A 14,119-nucleotide genomic window follows, 5' to 3' on the forward strand; every position below is an offset into this window, starting at 1 on the left:
CACGGAGGCGGCGTCGCTCGTCCCGGTCACTCCGGACGCGGGCCGTGGTACAGCCTGCTGTACCCGGAGTCGGGGTGCGTACGGCAATGATCCGCGGAAGCGGCCCTGGTGTGCTGACACCACCCGCCGCCCCACCCGAGGTTCAGCCACCACCATGCGAACGAAACTGGACGCCGTCTCCGGTGCCGCCGTCCTGGTCACCGTCCTCGCCTTCTCCGCCACCGCCCCCCTCACCGCCTACGCCGCGGCTCCCGCGTTCGCGCTGGCGTTCGGCCGCAACGCCCTCGGCCTGTGCACCCTGGGCCCGGCCTTCCTGCTGGCGCGCCGCCGTGAGGTCCGCCGGGTGTTCAGCGGGCAGCGCGGACTGGTCCGCGGCGAGCAGCGGCGGGCGGTCCTGTTCGCCCTCGCCGCGGGGACGGCGCTGGCCGCCCACTTCGCCACCTTCATGACCGGCGCCCAGCTGACCAGCGTGGCGATGGCGACCGGGCTGGTGGCGACCCAGCCGGTGTGGCAGGCCCTCATCGCGACCGCGCAGGGCAGGCGCCCGTCCCGGGCGGCGTGGACGGGGCTCGCGGTGTCGGTGGCGGGGGCCGTGGTCGCGAGCGGTGCCGACCTCGGCACCGGTGCGGCCGCGGTGACCGGAGACGTCCTCGCCCTCGCCGGCGCCGTCGCGCTGGCCGCCTACACCGCCCTGAGCGAGCAGGCCCGCCCCGACGTCAGCACCCCGATGTACTCGGTGCTGTGCTTCTCGGTCTGCACCGTCGAGATGCTGCTGCTGTGCCTGGTCACGGGGACCTCGCCGGTCACCTTCACCGCCCACGCCTGGTACGCCCTGCTGGGCCTGCTCCTGCTGCCGCAGTTGCTGGGCCTCTTCTCGCTGAACTTCGCCCTCGGCCGGGCACCGGCGACCGCGGTCAGCGTGCTGCTGCTGTTGGAGGCGCCGATGGCGGCGCTGGTCGGCCGGCTCTGGCTGGGGCAGCTGCCCACCGCCGGGGCCTGGCCCGGACTCGTCATGATCATGCTCGGGGTGGCCGTCGTGGTGATCGGGGACGCCCGGCGTGCGCCCGCCGCGGCGGATCCGCCGGGGCACGGCCGGGCCGGTCTGCACACCCTGTTGCAGCACCCGATCCTGGCCCCGGCCCCGGCCGAGGACGTCCACGACGGGATCTGGCGCGACGCCCGGCTGGGCAGGCTCACCGAGGCGGAGCGCACCATCCGGCGGTCGGAGAACCACGCCGTCCGGTCGCACGGCGCCAAGTCGGCCGAGGCGACCCACTGGATCGAGGTGCGCGCCCACGTCGCCCACCTCACCGGCGACGGCCGCCTCGCCGTCCGCCTGTGGCTGAGCGCGGCCCGCTTCCACGCGGAGGCGACCCGGCGGGACACCGTACGGACCCGGCTCTGCCTGGAGCACGCCTTCACCGAGTGGCGGCGCCTGGACGACCACGCCGTGGCGTGCGAACTGGCCCCGGCCCTGCGGCAGATGTACGCGAGTCACCCGAACGACCCCCGCGAGCACCGCCGGTGGTCCGGCGGCGTCCGCGAGATCGACGCCCACCTCGCGGCGCGGGGGCTCCCGCACGCCGGACGCGACCCGGGACGAGGCCGTCGGTCCCCCTCCGAACCGGCGGTCCCGCCCTCTCCCGGGCCCCGCGCCTGAGTGCTCGGCCGCACGGTGCCGTGGCGCGCCGTCGTGGCTGGCCGCGCCCACGAGGCGGCAGCCGCACAGTCGACAGTCGACACAGCCCCGCGCCCCTGACGGGGCGCTCCTGCGGGGGTGTTGTTCAGCGCGGGAGCACCACCACGTACGCGGCCGGGTCGCGGTCGTCCGCTGCCATCAGGGCCGTACGGACCACCGCCGCCTGCTGTTCCATCGTGTCGCGGAGCTTCTTCGGGGTGATGTGCACGACCGTGATGCCGAGCCGCTCCAGGTGCTCCCGCTTGCGGGCGTATTCGGACCACAGGGCGTCCTCGTCCTGCCGATGGCCTTGGCGCGGTGCGCGGGTGTCCAGTTCCAGGGCCACCGCCTGCTCCGGCCAGTAGGCGTCGAGGCCGCCCAGGTGGGGGCCGCCCGGCAGCCTCAGGTCCACGTTCCAGACCGGGTCGGGGAGACCGTACTCGTGGACCATCCGGTAGAGACGCTGCTCGGCGATGGCCCGGCCCTCGGCGACCAGGGAGTCGACCGCGTCCACCACGTGCGGGCGGGAGAGCAGCTTCGCCTGGGTCAGTTCCCGTACCACCGCCGCCGGTTCGCAGTGGCCGCCGCGCACCGCCTCGGTCAGCAGCCGCCGTACCGACTCCGCGTCGGTGAGGTCCGCCACCGCGTCCGCGAGGGCGCGCGGGACCGGGGCGACCGGGAGGCCCGTCAGCTGCTCGGGGACCGGCAGCGCCGGGGCGCGGAGCACGCGGACGAAGGAGGTGGAGCGCAGCCGGCGCATCCGCGGGACCAGGACGTCCACGTGGTCCAGGGAGAGCAGCGGCGGGGTGGCGGAGAACCCGTGCAGGGTCAGCGCCGCCAGGCCGGTGATCATCGCGTCCGCGTAGACCGGGCGGTGCGGGGAGTCCGGGCCCGGCTGTGCCGGGACGCCCGGGGCCGGCTGGCGGGCCGTGAAGAGCAGGGCTCCGTGCAGCCGTTCCTCGCTGGTCGGCGGCCCGGGGTGGAGCAGCACCACGCCCGGCAGCAGCTGCTGCCAGGGGCCGCCCGGCCGGCACTGTTCGGCGATCTCGGTGGCCGCGACGCCGTGGGAGCGGAGCTGGGCCGTCGTCAGCACCCGGCGGCGGACGTCGCGGAGGTGGCGCAGGGGGCGGGGGGAGAGCGGGGTGTTGTGGGTCATGGCCTCGGGATTCCCGCGGCCGGCCGGGTCCTTAACCGGTGTTACGTGTTCGTCGATAAATGCGGACAAGGCGGTACTAAAGGACGGGTGTTCGGGTGCCGAGTAGGGACCGGAAACCCCTGGTCCGGATGGGTGGGGACCAGGGGTTACGGCCATGATGGAATGAATTGCGTAACGGTCACCCGGAGGGTGACCCGTGGCCAAAGGTCAGCTCGCGGAGGCCGCTGCGGCCCGCGCGTCGCACTCCTGTCCGCGCAGCGCCCGTGCCAGGTCGTCGCGGGCCTCCAGGACCAGCCGGCGCAGCGCCGGCGGCGCGTCGGCGTGGGCCGTCAGCCACGCGTCCGTCGCCGCCAGGGTCTGCGGGCCGTCCTGGTACGACGGGTACAGACCCCGGACCACGTCCATGCCGATCTGGATCGAGCGGTCCTCCCAGATCCGCGCGATGACCTCGAAGTACCTCTCCGCGTACGGCGCCAGCAGCTGCCGCTGCGAGGGCTGCGCGAAGCCCGCGATCGTCGCCTCCACCAGCGCGTTGGACAGCGCCTGCGACTCCACGACCTGGGCCCACGCCTGCGCCTTCACGGCCGCCGACGGGCGGGCGGCCAGACAGCGCACCTGGTGGCGCTTGCCGGACGCGGTGTCGTCCCGGGCCAGTTCGGCCGCCAGGACGGACTCGTCGGCGGCGCCGTGTGCGGTGAGGGGTTCCAGGAACGCCCAGCGCAGCTCCTGGTCGACGTCCAGGCCGTCGATCGTCGCCGTACCCGCCAGCAGCTCCTGGAGCAGCCCGAAGTCGGGCCCGTCCGCCGCCGTCGACGCGAAGAACCGCGCCCAGGCCAGCTGGTGCTCACTGCCCGGTGCCGCCTGCCGCAGCTCCCGCAGGGCGCCCTCGGCGAGCAGCCGCCCGCCCGTCGCCCGCCACTCGGGCGCCGCGTAGTGCACCAGCGCCGACTCCGCCCACGCCTGGAGCATCTGGAGCACACCGATGTCCGACTCACGGTTCGCGAACCGCAGCACCAGGTCGACGAAGTCCCGGGCCGGCAGCAGCGCGTCCCTGGTCAGGTTCCACAGCGCCGACCAGCACAGCGCCCGCGCCAGCGGGTCGGTGAGCGAGCCGAGGTGGCCGCGCAGGGCCGCCAGCGAGGTGTCGTCGAAGCGGATCTTGCAGTACGTGAGGTCGTCGTCGTTGACCAGGACCAGCTCCGGGGCGTCGGCGCCGGCCAGCTCCGCGATCACCGTGCGCGGGCCGTCGACGTCCGCCTCCGCACGCGCGTACCGGACCAGATCGCCGTCCGCCAGCCGGTACAGACCGATCGCGACCCGGTGCGGCCGCAGTTCCGGGTGCGACTCCGCGGCCTCCTGCACCACCGCCAGCTCGGCCACCCTGCCGTCCCCGTCCAGGAGCACCTGCGGGGTCAGCGAGTTCACCCCCGCCGTCTGGAGCCACTTCCCGGCCCAGGCGCCCATGTCCCGGCCGCTGGTCTCCTCCAGGACGGACAGCAGGTCGCCGAGGCGCGTGTTGCCGTACGCGTTGCGCTTGAAATAGCGGCGGGCGCCCTCCAGGAACGCGTCCTGGCCGACGTACGCCACCAGCTGCTTGAGGACCGAGGCTCCCTTGGCGTACGTGATGCCGTCGAAGTTGAGCTTGGCGTCCTGGAGGTCGCGGATGTCGGCCGTGATCGGGTGCGTGGAGGGCAGCTGGTCGGCGCGGTACGCCCAGGCCTTGCGGCGGTTGGCGAAGGTGGTCCAGGCGCCCTGGAAGCGGGTCGCGCCGACGTTCGCGAAGGTGCCCATGAAGTCCGCGAAGGACTCCTTGAGCCACAGGTCGTCCCACCACACCATGGTGACCAGGTCGCCGAACCACATGTGCGCCATCTCGTGCAGGATCACGTTGGCGCGTGCCTCGTACGACGCCTGGGTCACCTTGCCCCGGAAGATGTACTCCTCCCGGAAGGTCACCAGACCCGGGTTCTCCATCGCGCCGAGGTTGTACTCGGGCACGAACGCCTGGTCGTACTTGCCGAACGGGTACGGGTAGTCGAAGTGGTCGTGGAAGAAGTCCAGCCCCTGCCTGGTGACGAGGAAGACGTCGTCCGCGTCGAAGTAGGGGGCGAGGCCCTTGCGGCACAGCGCGCCGAGCGGGATGTCGAGCGTCGTGCCGTCCGGGAACGTCCGGGAGTAGGAGTCCGTCACGTAGTGGTACGGCCCCGCCACCACGCACGTGATGTACGTCGAGATCGGCTTCGTCTCCGCGAACCGCCAGACGCCGTCGGCGAGTTCACCCGCCCCGTTGCTCCACACCGTCCACTCCCCGGGCGCCCGCACCTCGAAGCGGAACGGCGCCTTGAGGTCCGGCTGCTCGAAGTTCGCGAAGACCCGGCGGGAGTCGGCCGGCTCGTACTGCGTGTAGAGGTAGACCTCGCCGTCCTCGGGGTCGACGAACCGGTGCAGGCCCTCGCCGGTACGGGAGTAGGCGCACCGGGCGTCCACCACCAGCTCGTTCTCCGCGGCCAGGTCCTCCAGGGCGATCCGGGTGCCGTCGAAGACCTCGCCGGGGTCGAGGTCCTTGCCGTTCAGTGTCACCGCGGTCACGCTCGGTGCGATCAGGTCGGCGAAGCTCGCCGCGCCCGGCTCGCTGCAGCGGAAGCGGATCGTGGTCACCGAGCGGAAGGTGCGCGGCTCGTCCTGGGCCTCCCCGACGGCGGACCGTACGTCCAGTGACACCTCGTATCCGTCGACCGACAGCAGGGCGGCCCGCTCCCGGGCCTCGTCGCGGGACAGATTCTCACCGGGCACGGGCGGCACTCCCTCATGGTTGTCGGTACGCCGGAACAGCACCGATCCTCCCATGCGCCCCTGACGGCGGGTAGCGGGAATGGGGTGGCCGGTGCGGGTGTTGCCGCTGGAAAACGGCCGTATTCCGAGGAGAACCATGTCCGACACCGTGACCGGCTCCGGCAAGACCCCCGTCGACTTCTGGTTCGACCCGCTGTGCCCCTGGGCCTGGATGACCTCCCGGTGGGTCCTGGAGGTGGAGAAGGTCCGCGACATCGAGGTCCGCTGGCACATCATGAGCCTCGCGGTGCTCAACGAGCCGAAGCTGGACGAGCTGCCCGAGGAGTACCGCGAGCTGCTGGAGACCAAGGCGTGGAAGCCGATCCGGGTGGTCACCGCGGCCTGGCAGAAGCACGGCGCCGACGTCCTCGGCCCGCTCTACACGGCGCTCGGCACCCGGATCCACAACAACGGCGAGGGCCCGACCGTGGAGGCCGTCGCGGGCGCGCTCGCGGACGTCGGCCTGCCCGCCGACCTGATCGACTACGCCGACCAGGAGGACTTCGAGTTCGACGCCGAGCTGCGCGCCTCCCACAAGGAGGGCATCGACAGGGTCGGCCAGGACGTCGGCACCCCGGTCATCGCGGTCCCCGGCCCCGACGGCGAGCAGATCGCCTTCTTCGGCCCGGTCGTCACCCCCGCCCCCAAGGGCGAGGAGGCGGCCCGCCTGTGGGACGGCACCGTCGCGGTCGCCTCCGTCCCCGGCTTCTACGAGATCAAGCGGACCCGCACCAAGGGCCCCGACTTCAGCAACCTGTAGGCCACCCCGCCGTGCCCGGCCGTCCCGCCGGGCACGGGACGAAGATCACCACCATGCCGGCCGGCGCCGGCCGGGGTGCTGCGCCGCGGCATGGGCCCGGCTCGTCCCATGGGCGGGACGGGCCGGGAGCGCCCACGGTGCGGGCGGCCTCTCCGCTCGGCAGGAGAGGCCGCCCGTCATCCGGACGTACCCGTCATCGCGATGCGTTCACTCGGCTACGGAGGTGTAGTGCGACGCGTCGCCCTCGATCGAGTAGCTCTCCTTGCCCTCGATGCCGACCGGCACGTCACCGGCGACGGTGACGCGGTTGAGGCGGCGCGGCGCGCCGTCGTAGTTGTCGACGGCGTAGTGCTGGGTGATGCGGTTGTCGAACAGGACCAGCTGGTTCGGGGACCAGCGGTGGCGCAGGATGTTCTCGGGGCGGGTGACGTACGCCTGGAGCAGGTCGAGGACCTTGCGGGACTCGTCCTTCGACAGACCGGCGATCCGCTGCGCGAACCCCCCGACGAACAGGCCGCGTTCACCGGTCAGCGGGTGCACCCGGACGACCGGGTGGACCGTGCGGAACCTGATCGACGTGAACTGGGCGCGCTGGGCGGCCTTCTCCTCGTCGATCTCCTCGTCCGGTACGGCGTAGTCGTAGTCGTTGGTGTGCTCCGCCCACAGCGTGTCGGCCAGCGCGCGCAGCGGCTCGGGCAGGTCGCGGTAGGCGGCGGCCGAACTGGCGATCAGGGTCTCGCCGCCGTACGGCGGGACCGTGAGCGAGCGCAGCGTGCTGGCCTGGGGCGGGTTGAGGACGAACGTCACGTCGGTGTGCCAGTGGTTGGCCCGGCCGCGCTCGCTGTCGACGGGCAGCACGTTCGGGGCGCCGTCGACGGCGGGCACCGTCGGATGGGCGGTGGTGAGGTCGCCGAAGTGCCGGGCGAAGGCCTCCTGGCCCGCGTCGTCGAGGCGGACGTCGTCGAAGACCAGGGCCTTGTGGACGTTCAGGGCCTCGCGGATCGCGGCGACCTGCTCCGCGTCGAGCGGCTCGGAGATGTCCACGCCCAGGACCTGGGCGCCGATGTGCGCGGTGACCTTGCGGATCTCGATGGACATGCGGGTGCGTCCTTTCAGACGTTCGGGCGAAGGGGCTTGCGGGTTCTCAGGCGGTGGCGAGTGCCGGAGCGGCGTACTGGTTGGCGGGGCGCGGCAGGCCGTAGCGCTCCCGCAGGGTCCGGCGCGGGCCGTAGGCGGTGCGCAGCAGGCCGCGGGCGCGCAGGATCGGGACCACGTGGTCGACGAAGGTCTCCAGGCCGGAGGGCAGTACGGGCGGCATGATGTTGAAGCCGTCGGCGGCGCCCTGGGTGAACCAGGTCTCGATCGCGTCGGCCACCTGCTCCGGGGTGCCGGCGAAGGTCAGGTGCCCGCGGCCGCCGCCGAGCCGCCCGATCAGCTGCCGGACGGTGAGCCGCTCACGGCGGGCGAGTCCGACGACCAGCGTGTAGCGGCTCCTGGCGCCCTCGATGGCGTCCTCGGGCGGCAGTTCGGCGGGCAGCAGGGCGTCCAGCTCCAGGGTTCCCGCGGGGAGACGGAGGAGCCCTTCCAGGTTGGCCACGCCGTGCCGGTGCACGATGTGGTCCTCCAGGAGCTGTTCGTGCGCCCGCGCCTCGGCCTCGGTCGAGCCGATCACGGGGACGATGCCGGGCAGCACCTTGACGTGGTCGGGGTCGCGTCCGGCGGCGGCCGTCCGGGCCTTGAGGTCGGCGTAGAAGGCCCGCGCCTCCTCGACGGTCTGCTGCGCGGTGAACACCGCCTCCGCGTACCGGGCCGCGAACGCCTTGCCGTCCTCGCTGGAGCCCGCCTGCACCAGCAGCGGGTAACCCTGCGGGCTGCGCGGCACGTTGAGGGCGCCCTCGACACCGAAGTAGGTGCCGCGGTGCCGGGGCGGGTGGATCTTCGCGTCGTCGCCCCAGACGCCGGCCGCCTTGTCGGCGACGATCGCGTCGTCCTCCCAGCTGTCCCAGAGCTTCAGCGCCACGTCGAGGAACTCGGCGGCCCGTGCGTACCGTTCGGCGTGCGCGGGCTCCTCGTCGACGCCGAAGTTGCGGGCCGCCTCCGCTCCCGCCGTGGTGACGATGTTCCAGCCGGCCCGGCCGCCGCTGATGATGTCCAGCGAGGCGAACCTGCGGGCCAGGTTGTAGGGGGAGTTGTAGGAGGTGGAGGCGGTGGCGATCAGGCCGATGTGCTCGGTGGCGGTGGCCAGCGCGGTGAGCAGGGTGAGCGGTTCCAGCGCCCCGGCGGGGCGCTGGGCGACGCTGCCCCACAGGTGCGGCCCGTCGGCGAGGAAGAGCGAGTCGAAGGTGCCGCGCTCGGCGGTGCGGGCCAGCCCCGCGTAGTGCGCGAGGTCGACGTGGGCGTAGGGGTCGCTCTCCGGGAGACGCCAGGAGGCTTCGTGATGGCCGGTGGTCATGAGGAAGGCGTTGAGGTGGAGCTGGCGGGTCATACGGGGTCCTTTGCATGTCTTTTCCTGAGCCCGTCCGGCGTTCGAGGACGAGGCCGAAGGCCGAAGCGGGGGTCCGGGGGGCGGCAGCCCCCGGGGCGGTCACCACGACCGACGGTCACGCGACGTCCTCCGTGACGCCCAGCGCCGCCAGCAGCCGGCCCCGGTACTCCCCGCGCGGCCGGTCATGGTCCACGGTCAGGTCGAGCCCGATCCGGCCCCGCTCCAGCACGAGCACCCGGTCGGCGAGGGCGATCGCCTCGTCGACGTCGTGGGTGACGAGCAGCACGGACGGGCGGTGCCGTTTCCACAGCTCGCGCAGCAGGTGGTGCATCCTGATCCGGGTGAGCGCGTCCAGGGCGCCGAACGGCTCGTCGGCGAGCAGCAGTTCGGGTTCGCGGACCAGAGACCGGGCGAGCGCGGCACGCTGTGCCTCGCCGCCGGACAGCTCGCCCGGCCAGGCCCGTTCGCGGCCCGCGAGCCCGACCTCGGTCAGCGCCGCCCGGCCCTTGCCGTGGGCGTCCTTGCCGTCGAGCCCCAGCACCACGTTGTCCAGCACCCGGCGCCAGGGCAGCAGCCGGGAGTCCTGGAAGACCACCGACACCCGTTCCGGGGCGCTGAGTCCGCCGCTGCCGGTGACCCCGTGGTCGAGCCCGGCGACGGCCCGCAGCAGGGTGGACTTGCCGGAGCCGCTGTGTCCGAGCAGGGCGGTGAACTGCCCGGCCGGCAGGTCGAGGTCGATGCCGTCCAGGACCGTACGGTCCCCGAACGACCTGGTCAGTCCCCGCAGCCGGACGGCGGGGCGGGTCAGCTGCTCAGTGTGCGGCGCCACGACAGCACCCTCCGTTCGACGAGTCGGACCACGGTGTCGGAGACGAGGCCGAAGACGCCGTAGATCAGCAGACCGACGAGGATGATGTCGCTGCGCCCGTAGTTCTGGGCCTGGAACATCATGTAGCCGAGGCCGCTGGTGGCGTTGATCTGCTCCAGGACGACCAGGCCGAGCCAGGAGCCGGTGACGCCGAGCCGGAGCCCCACGAAGAATCCGGGCAGCGCGCCGGGGATCACGATCTCCCGGATGAACCGGACCCTCGACAGGTCCAGCACCTCGGCGAGTTCGACGTAGCGGCTGTCGATGGCGGACAACGCGGCATGCGTGTTCAGGTAGACCGGGATGTAGACGACGATCGCGATGATGGCGATCTTGAAGGTCTCGCCGATGCCCAGCCAGAGGATGAACAGCGGGATCAGGCCGAGGGTGGGGATCGCGCGGTTGATCTGCACGGTCCCGTCGATCAGCGCCTCACCGGTGCGACTGAGCCCGGCGGCCAGGGCCAGCAGCACCCCGGCGGTCAGGCCGATCGCGAACCCGTACCCGGCCCGCTCCACGGAGGTCAGGATGTCGGTGCGCAGCGTTCCGGCGGTCCACAGGTGGACGGCGGTGTCCAGGACGGTCCAGGGCGCCGGGATCGCGCCCGGGTCCAGTTGTCCCGCGGCGGAGGCGATCGCCCAGGCGGCGAGGACCACGAGGGGACCGGCCAGCCGGGCGGCGGGCAGTCGGCGGCCGGGGGAGAGCCGGCGGCGCGGCCGGACCCGGTGCGCCTTCTCCTCCGCGACGGGAACCGGCACGGTGCCGGTGGTCACGGCGGTCATTTCCGGTACTCCGCCGGTACGGCCTTCGCGGCGATGGACTCGAAGCGGTGGTCGAAGAGCCCGGTGACGTCGGTCTTCTTCACGAAGCCGCCCTCCGCCAGCAGATCGGCGGTCTCCTGCTCCCACTTGACCGCCTCGTCCCAGCTGGGCGGGAACAGCGGCTTGTTGGCGAGCCTGGTGATGCCCTGGGCCTGGGCGAGGGTCAGGTTCTGGGTCTTGACGTAGAACTCCTCGTTCCAGGTGTCCGGGTTCTCCCACTGCCAGACCAGGCCCTTGGCCCACTCGGGGATGTACGCGGCGACCGCGGCCGCCTTCGCCCTGTCGTTCAGCACCGCCTGCGGCGCCCACAGCAGGTTGAGCAGGTCGACGACGTCGGTGGCGATGGTGTGCGCGCCCTTCGAGCCGTACTGCTGGAGGTAGGCCGGCGCCTGGGTGTTGGCGAGCGGGGCCACGTCCACCTGACCGGACTGCAGGGCGGTGAGGAACTGGTTGCTGGTCAGCGGGACCAGCTTCACGTCGCCGTAGGCGAGCCCGGCCGCCTTGAGCGCCCGCAGCAGTACGACACCCTGGGCCTGCCCCTGGGAGAAGGCGAGCTTCCTTCCCTTGAATTCGGCGACCGTGCGGATGTCACTGCCCGGCTTGGTGGCGAACAGGTAGTTCGGCTTACGGGTGATGTTGATCGCCACGATCTTCGCCGCGAAACCCTGGAACTGCGCCTGGATCGGCGGGATGCCCGCGTTGTTCGCGAGATCCAGGGACTTGGCGCGGAACGCGTTGATGACATCGGGACCGGCGCCGATGTTCACCCAGCTGGACACCGTGAACGGCAGCGTCGGCAGCTTCGCCAGCCTGAACTGCAGCTGCTGGGTGTTCAGATACGACGCGATCTTCAGACTGGTGCCCGCCGGGACCTTGGCGGCCAGCGGAGCGGCCGAGGCGCCCGCGGTGTCGGCGGCGGCACTGCCGCCCGCGCAGCCGCTCAGCCCGGCCACGGCCGCCGAGGCGCCGAGCAGTGAGGTGAGGAAGAGCCGGCGGTCGATGCCGGAAGGGGACGCAGAAGGCATGGGAGTGCTCCGGGGAGAAAAGCAGCAGAAAGGCAGGGCGAATTCCCGGCGACGGAAGGCCGGAAAGAGAGATCTCACGCAGAGAGAAATGCGCGCCCGGGGCGCGTCAAGACGTCAGCAACAGAGGGTGCGACAGGTCATGGGATGGATGTTCCTTGCCGTGTGCGACGGCTGTCAATATTCCGAGTTCCTGAATTAAATAAGCTCTGGTGACAGGGCCGGATCAGCGGTGTGCGAGGCGCTCAGCGGGTCCCGGTACAGCACGTCCAGGACCACCGAACCGCCCGCCACCGCCAGCACCGACGCCCCGAAACTGGTCGGCGCGACCACGGCCGCCCGCGCCGTCCCGACCGCCTCGCGCAGCGCGCGCAGACAGTCCTCGCGGTACAGCACCCCGACCTCGGTGACGACCACGCTCTCCGGGTTGAGGACGTCGAGCAGCAGCGCCGCCGCCCGCCCGGTCAGCCGCGCCCGCTCCACCAGCAGCCGCGCGGCCGCCGGGTCACCGGCCCCGGCCGCCGCGAGGACGTCCATCGGGTTGGCGCCGTCCGTCACCCCGGCCGCGCGGGCCCGCCGCACCAGCGTGCGTTCGCTGAGCTCCACCTGGAGGCAGCCGGTGCGTCCGCAGTCGCAGGGCTCGGTGCCGCCCGGTACCGGGAGATGGGTGATCATGCCGGCCTGGGAGCGCGGGCCGTGAAGCACCTCGTCGCCGGTGGCGAAGGCCGCGTCGACCACGTTCCCGACGAACAGGTGCAGCACGCTCCGGCTGCCGCGGGCCCGCCCGAACAGCCGCTCCCCGTTGACCAGCGCCCGCGCGTGCCCGTCCACGTGGACCGGCAGCCCGGTGTGCGCGCCGAGCAGCTCGCGCACCGGCACCTCGCGCCAGCCGAGCAGCGGGTGCTCGACGACGGTCCCGGAGTCCCGGTCCACCCAGCCGCCGACGGCGACCCCGACGCCCAGCGGCCGGCTGCCGGGCACCTCGCCGAGCAGCGCGGCGAGCCCCGCGGCGGCCCGCGCCAGCACCGCGCGCGGATCGGTGGAGCGGTGCTTCAGCTCCCGCCGCAGAACGACCCGGCCGCGCAGATCGAGCAGCGCGACCGTGGTGTACGGCACGGCCACGTGCACCCCGCCGACCACGAACCGCGAGTCGTCCAGGTCGACCGGGACATGCGGCCGGCCCACGCCCCTGACGCGCCGCGGCGTCTCGGTCTCCCGGATCAGGCCGAGTTCGGTGAACCGGGCGCAGTAGTCGGTGACGGAGGCCGGGGACAGGCCGGTCAGCCGGGCGATGGTGGAGCGGGCGACCGGCCCGTGTTCGAGGACCGAGCGCAGGACCACGCTGGCGCTGGTCCGCCGCCGGTCACGGGGTGCGGAGGGGAGCGGGGGTGCCGCGGTACGGGGCATGGGAAACCGTCCTCGGGAACGGGGCCGACACGTCTCGGACGTCGAGGCGCGCCGGACCGGTCTCCCGCCGTGCGGCCTCAGGGCGTACGGCGACAGGTGGCAGCCCCCTGGCGTCGCAGGTCGACATAGCGACGCGACGTGAAGTTCCGGGACTGGGCGACCATGTCCGGAAGCGTAGGCCAGAAACCTTGAATCCCACCAGACCACTGGGATTCGATTGGTGGAACTCCACAGGCCTGTTCAACGCCGTTGACGTGACTGAAACATCTCTGCCTCAGTGATCGGCGTCACCCCGTACCGCGTGTAACCCGCACCCTTTGTGGAGAGCCCACCAAGTGCCGCTTCCGGCCTTTGTCGATCGCTGACGTGTCCGGCTCAGACCGGCCGGGATAGCGTCACGGTGTCCCCGTCCGTCCGCCCACCCCACCCCGCGGAGTCCCCATGAGCACCGCCACCGCCGCCGCGCCGACCCGTACCGGCACCGTCCTCGCCGACCTCCTGCCCGCGTCCCGGGTGCGCGACGCGGCCCTCGTGGCCGGCGGCGCCGTGCTCACCGGCCTCGCCGCCCAGCTCGCGGTGCCCGTGCCCGGCTCCCCGGTCCCGGTGACCGGCCAGACCTTCGCGGCCCTGCTGGTCGGCACCGCCCTCGGCGCCCGCCGCGGCCTGCTCTCCCTCGCCCTGTACGCGCTGGCCGGCCTCGCGGGCGTGCCGTGGTTCGCGAGCGGCACCTCCGGTCTCTCCGTCTCCTTCGGCTACGTCCTCGGCATGATGCTGGCCTCCGCCGCCGTCGGCGCCCTGGCCCGGCGCGGCGCCGACCGCGGCATGCTGCGGATGGCGGGCACGATGCTGCTCGGCGAGGCGCTCATCTACGCGGTCGGCGTGCCGTACCTGGCCTACGCCGCCGGCATGTCCGCGTCCGCGGCGATCGCCGCCGGCCTCACCCCGTTCCTGATCGGCGACGCCGTGAAGGCGGCCCTCGCGATGGGCGCGGTCCCCGCGGCCTGGAAGCTCGTCGACAAGCGCTGACCTCGTCCGGCCGCAGCGGGGCCCGGGATGCTTCGGCACCCCGGGCCCCGCTGTCGTACCGGGT

At 72.8% G+C, this 14,119-nt stretch carries 11 protein-coding genes; 3 read left to right on the top strand and 8 right to left on the bottom strand.

Annotation, left to right across the window (positions count from 1 at the left end):
• Positions 1-154: 154 nt before the first annotated feature.
• Complete coding sequence (locus tag IEZ11_RS05465; RefSeq protein ID WP_189261420.1) at positions 155-1,660, top strand: DMT family transporter; 1,506 nt, start codon at positions 155-157, stop codon at positions 1,658-1,660.
• 124 nt (positions 1,661-1,784) lie between these two features.
• Here IEZ11_RS05465 and IEZ11_RS05470 read toward each other — a convergent pair whose 3' ends face one another.
• Positions 1,785-2,834, bottom strand: a complete 1,050-nt coding sequence (locus tag IEZ11_RS05470) for a hypothetical protein (RefSeq protein ID WP_189261421.1) — start codon at positions 2,832-2,834, stop codon at positions 1,785-1,787.
• Positions 2,835-3,041: 207 nt separating this feature from the next.
• Entirely contained in the window at positions 3,042-5,627 is a 2,586-nt protein-coding gene (gene pepN, locus IEZ11_RS05475; protein WP_189261422.1) for an aminopeptidase N, read from the bottom strand.
• A 136-nt stretch (positions 5,628-5,763) separates the two neighbouring features.
• On the opposite strand from pepN, the gene IEZ11_RS05480 reads away from it, so the two are divergent.
• Positions 5,764-6,426, top strand: coding sequence for a mycothiol-dependent nitroreductase Rv2466c family protein (locus tag IEZ11_RS05480; RefSeq protein WP_189261423.1), 663 nt, complete (start codon positions 5,764-5,766; stop codon positions 6,424-6,426).
• Between the two features lie 207 nt (positions 6,427-6,633).
• Here IEZ11_RS05480 and IEZ11_RS05485 read toward each other — a convergent pair whose 3' ends face one another.
• From IEZ11_RS05485 to IEZ11_RS05510, 6 genes are all read right to left on the bottom strand, one after another.
• A complete protein-coding gene (locus IEZ11_RS05485; RefSeq protein ID WP_189261424.1) occupies positions 6,634-7,524 on the bottom strand; it encodes a TauD/TfdA dioxygenase family protein in 891 nt (296 codons plus the stop codon).
• Positions 7,525-7,570: 46 nt separating this feature from the next.
• Positions 7,571-8,911 carry an LLM class flavin-dependent oxidoreductase gene (locus IEZ11_RS05490; RefSeq protein WP_189261425.1) on the bottom strand — a complete coding sequence of 447 codons (1,341 nt, stop codon included), beginning with the start codon at positions 8,909-8,911 and terminating at the stop codon, positions 7,571-7,573.
• Positions 8,912-9,026: 115 nt separating this feature from the next.
• Complete coding sequence (locus IEZ11_RS05495) at positions 9,027-9,740, bottom strand: ABC transporter ATP-binding protein (RefSeq protein WP_189261426.1); 714 nt, start codon at positions 9,738-9,740, stop codon at positions 9,027-9,029.
• The gene (locus IEZ11_RS05500) at positions 9,716-10,561 is read right to left on the bottom strand and encodes an ABC transporter permease (protein ID WP_189261427.1); all 846 of its coding nucleotides are present in this window, start codon (positions 10,559-10,561) and stop codon (positions 9,716-9,718) included. The genes IEZ11_RS05495 and IEZ11_RS05500 overlap by 25 nt, the downstream gene beginning before the upstream one ends.
• On the bottom strand, positions 10,558-11,625 hold the full coding sequence (locus IEZ11_RS05505) for an ABC transporter substrate-binding protein (RefSeq protein ID WP_189261428.1): 1,068 nt from the start codon (positions 11,623-11,625) through the stop codon (positions 10,558-10,560). The genes IEZ11_RS05500 and IEZ11_RS05505 overlap by 4 nt, the downstream gene beginning before the upstream one ends.
• Before the next feature lie 195 nt (positions 11,626-11,820).
• Positions 11,821-13,029, bottom strand: coding sequence for an ROK family protein (locus IEZ11_RS05510; RefSeq protein WP_189261429.1), 1,209 nt, complete (start codon positions 13,027-13,029; stop codon positions 11,821-11,823).
• A 441-nt stretch (positions 13,030-13,470) separates the two neighbouring features.
• Here IEZ11_RS05510 and IEZ11_RS05515 point away from each other — a divergent pair, with 441 nt between their 5' ends.
• Complete coding sequence (locus tag IEZ11_RS05515; protein WP_189261430.1) at positions 13,471-14,055, top strand: biotin transporter BioY; 585 nt, start codon at positions 13,471-13,473, stop codon at positions 14,053-14,055.
• The last annotated feature ends 64 nt before the right edge of the window (positions 14,056-14,119 follow it).

Source organism: Streptomyces fuscichromogenes (assembly GCF_014645815.1).
GTDB lineage: Bacteria > Actinomycetota > Actinomycetes > Streptomycetales > Streptomycetaceae > Streptomyces > Streptomyces fuscichromogenes.

Bases quoted from the DNA above. Each gene is read 5' to 3' on its own strand.
- IEZ11_RS05465 (WP_189261420.1), top strand. From the start codon at position 155: ATGCGAACGAAACTGGACGCCGTCTCCGGTGCCGCCGTCCTGGTCACC.
- IEZ11_RS05470 (WP_189261421.1), bottom strand. From the start codon at position 2,834: ATGACCCACAACACCCCGCTCTCCCCCCGCCCCCTGCGCCACCTCCGC.
- IEZ11_RS05480 (WP_189261423.1), top strand. From the start codon at position 5,764: ATGTCCGACACCGTGACCGGCTCCGGCAAGACCCCCGTCGACTTCTGG.
- IEZ11_RS05485 (WP_189261424.1), bottom strand. From the start codon at position 7,524: ATGTCCATCGAGATCCGCAAGGTCACCGCGCACATCGGCGCCCAGGTC.
- IEZ11_RS05490 (WP_189261425.1), bottom strand. From the start codon at position 8,911: ATGACCCGCCAGCTCCACCTCAACGCCTTCCTCATGACCACCGGCCAT.
- IEZ11_RS05500 (WP_189261427.1), bottom strand. From the start codon at position 10,561: ATGACCGCCGTGACCACCGGCACCGTGCCGGTTCCCGTCGCGGAGGAG.
- IEZ11_RS05505 (WP_189261428.1), bottom strand. From the start codon at position 11,625: ATGCCTTCTGCGTCCCCTTCCGGCATCGACCGCCGGCTCTTCCTCACC.
- IEZ11_RS05510 (WP_189261429.1), bottom strand. From the start codon at position 13,029: ATGCCCCGTACCGCGGCACCCCCGCTCCCCTCCGCACCCCGTGACCGG.
- IEZ11_RS05515 (WP_189261430.1), top strand. From the start codon at position 13,471: ATGAGCACCGCCACCGCCGCCGCGCCGACCCGTACCGGCACCGTCCTC.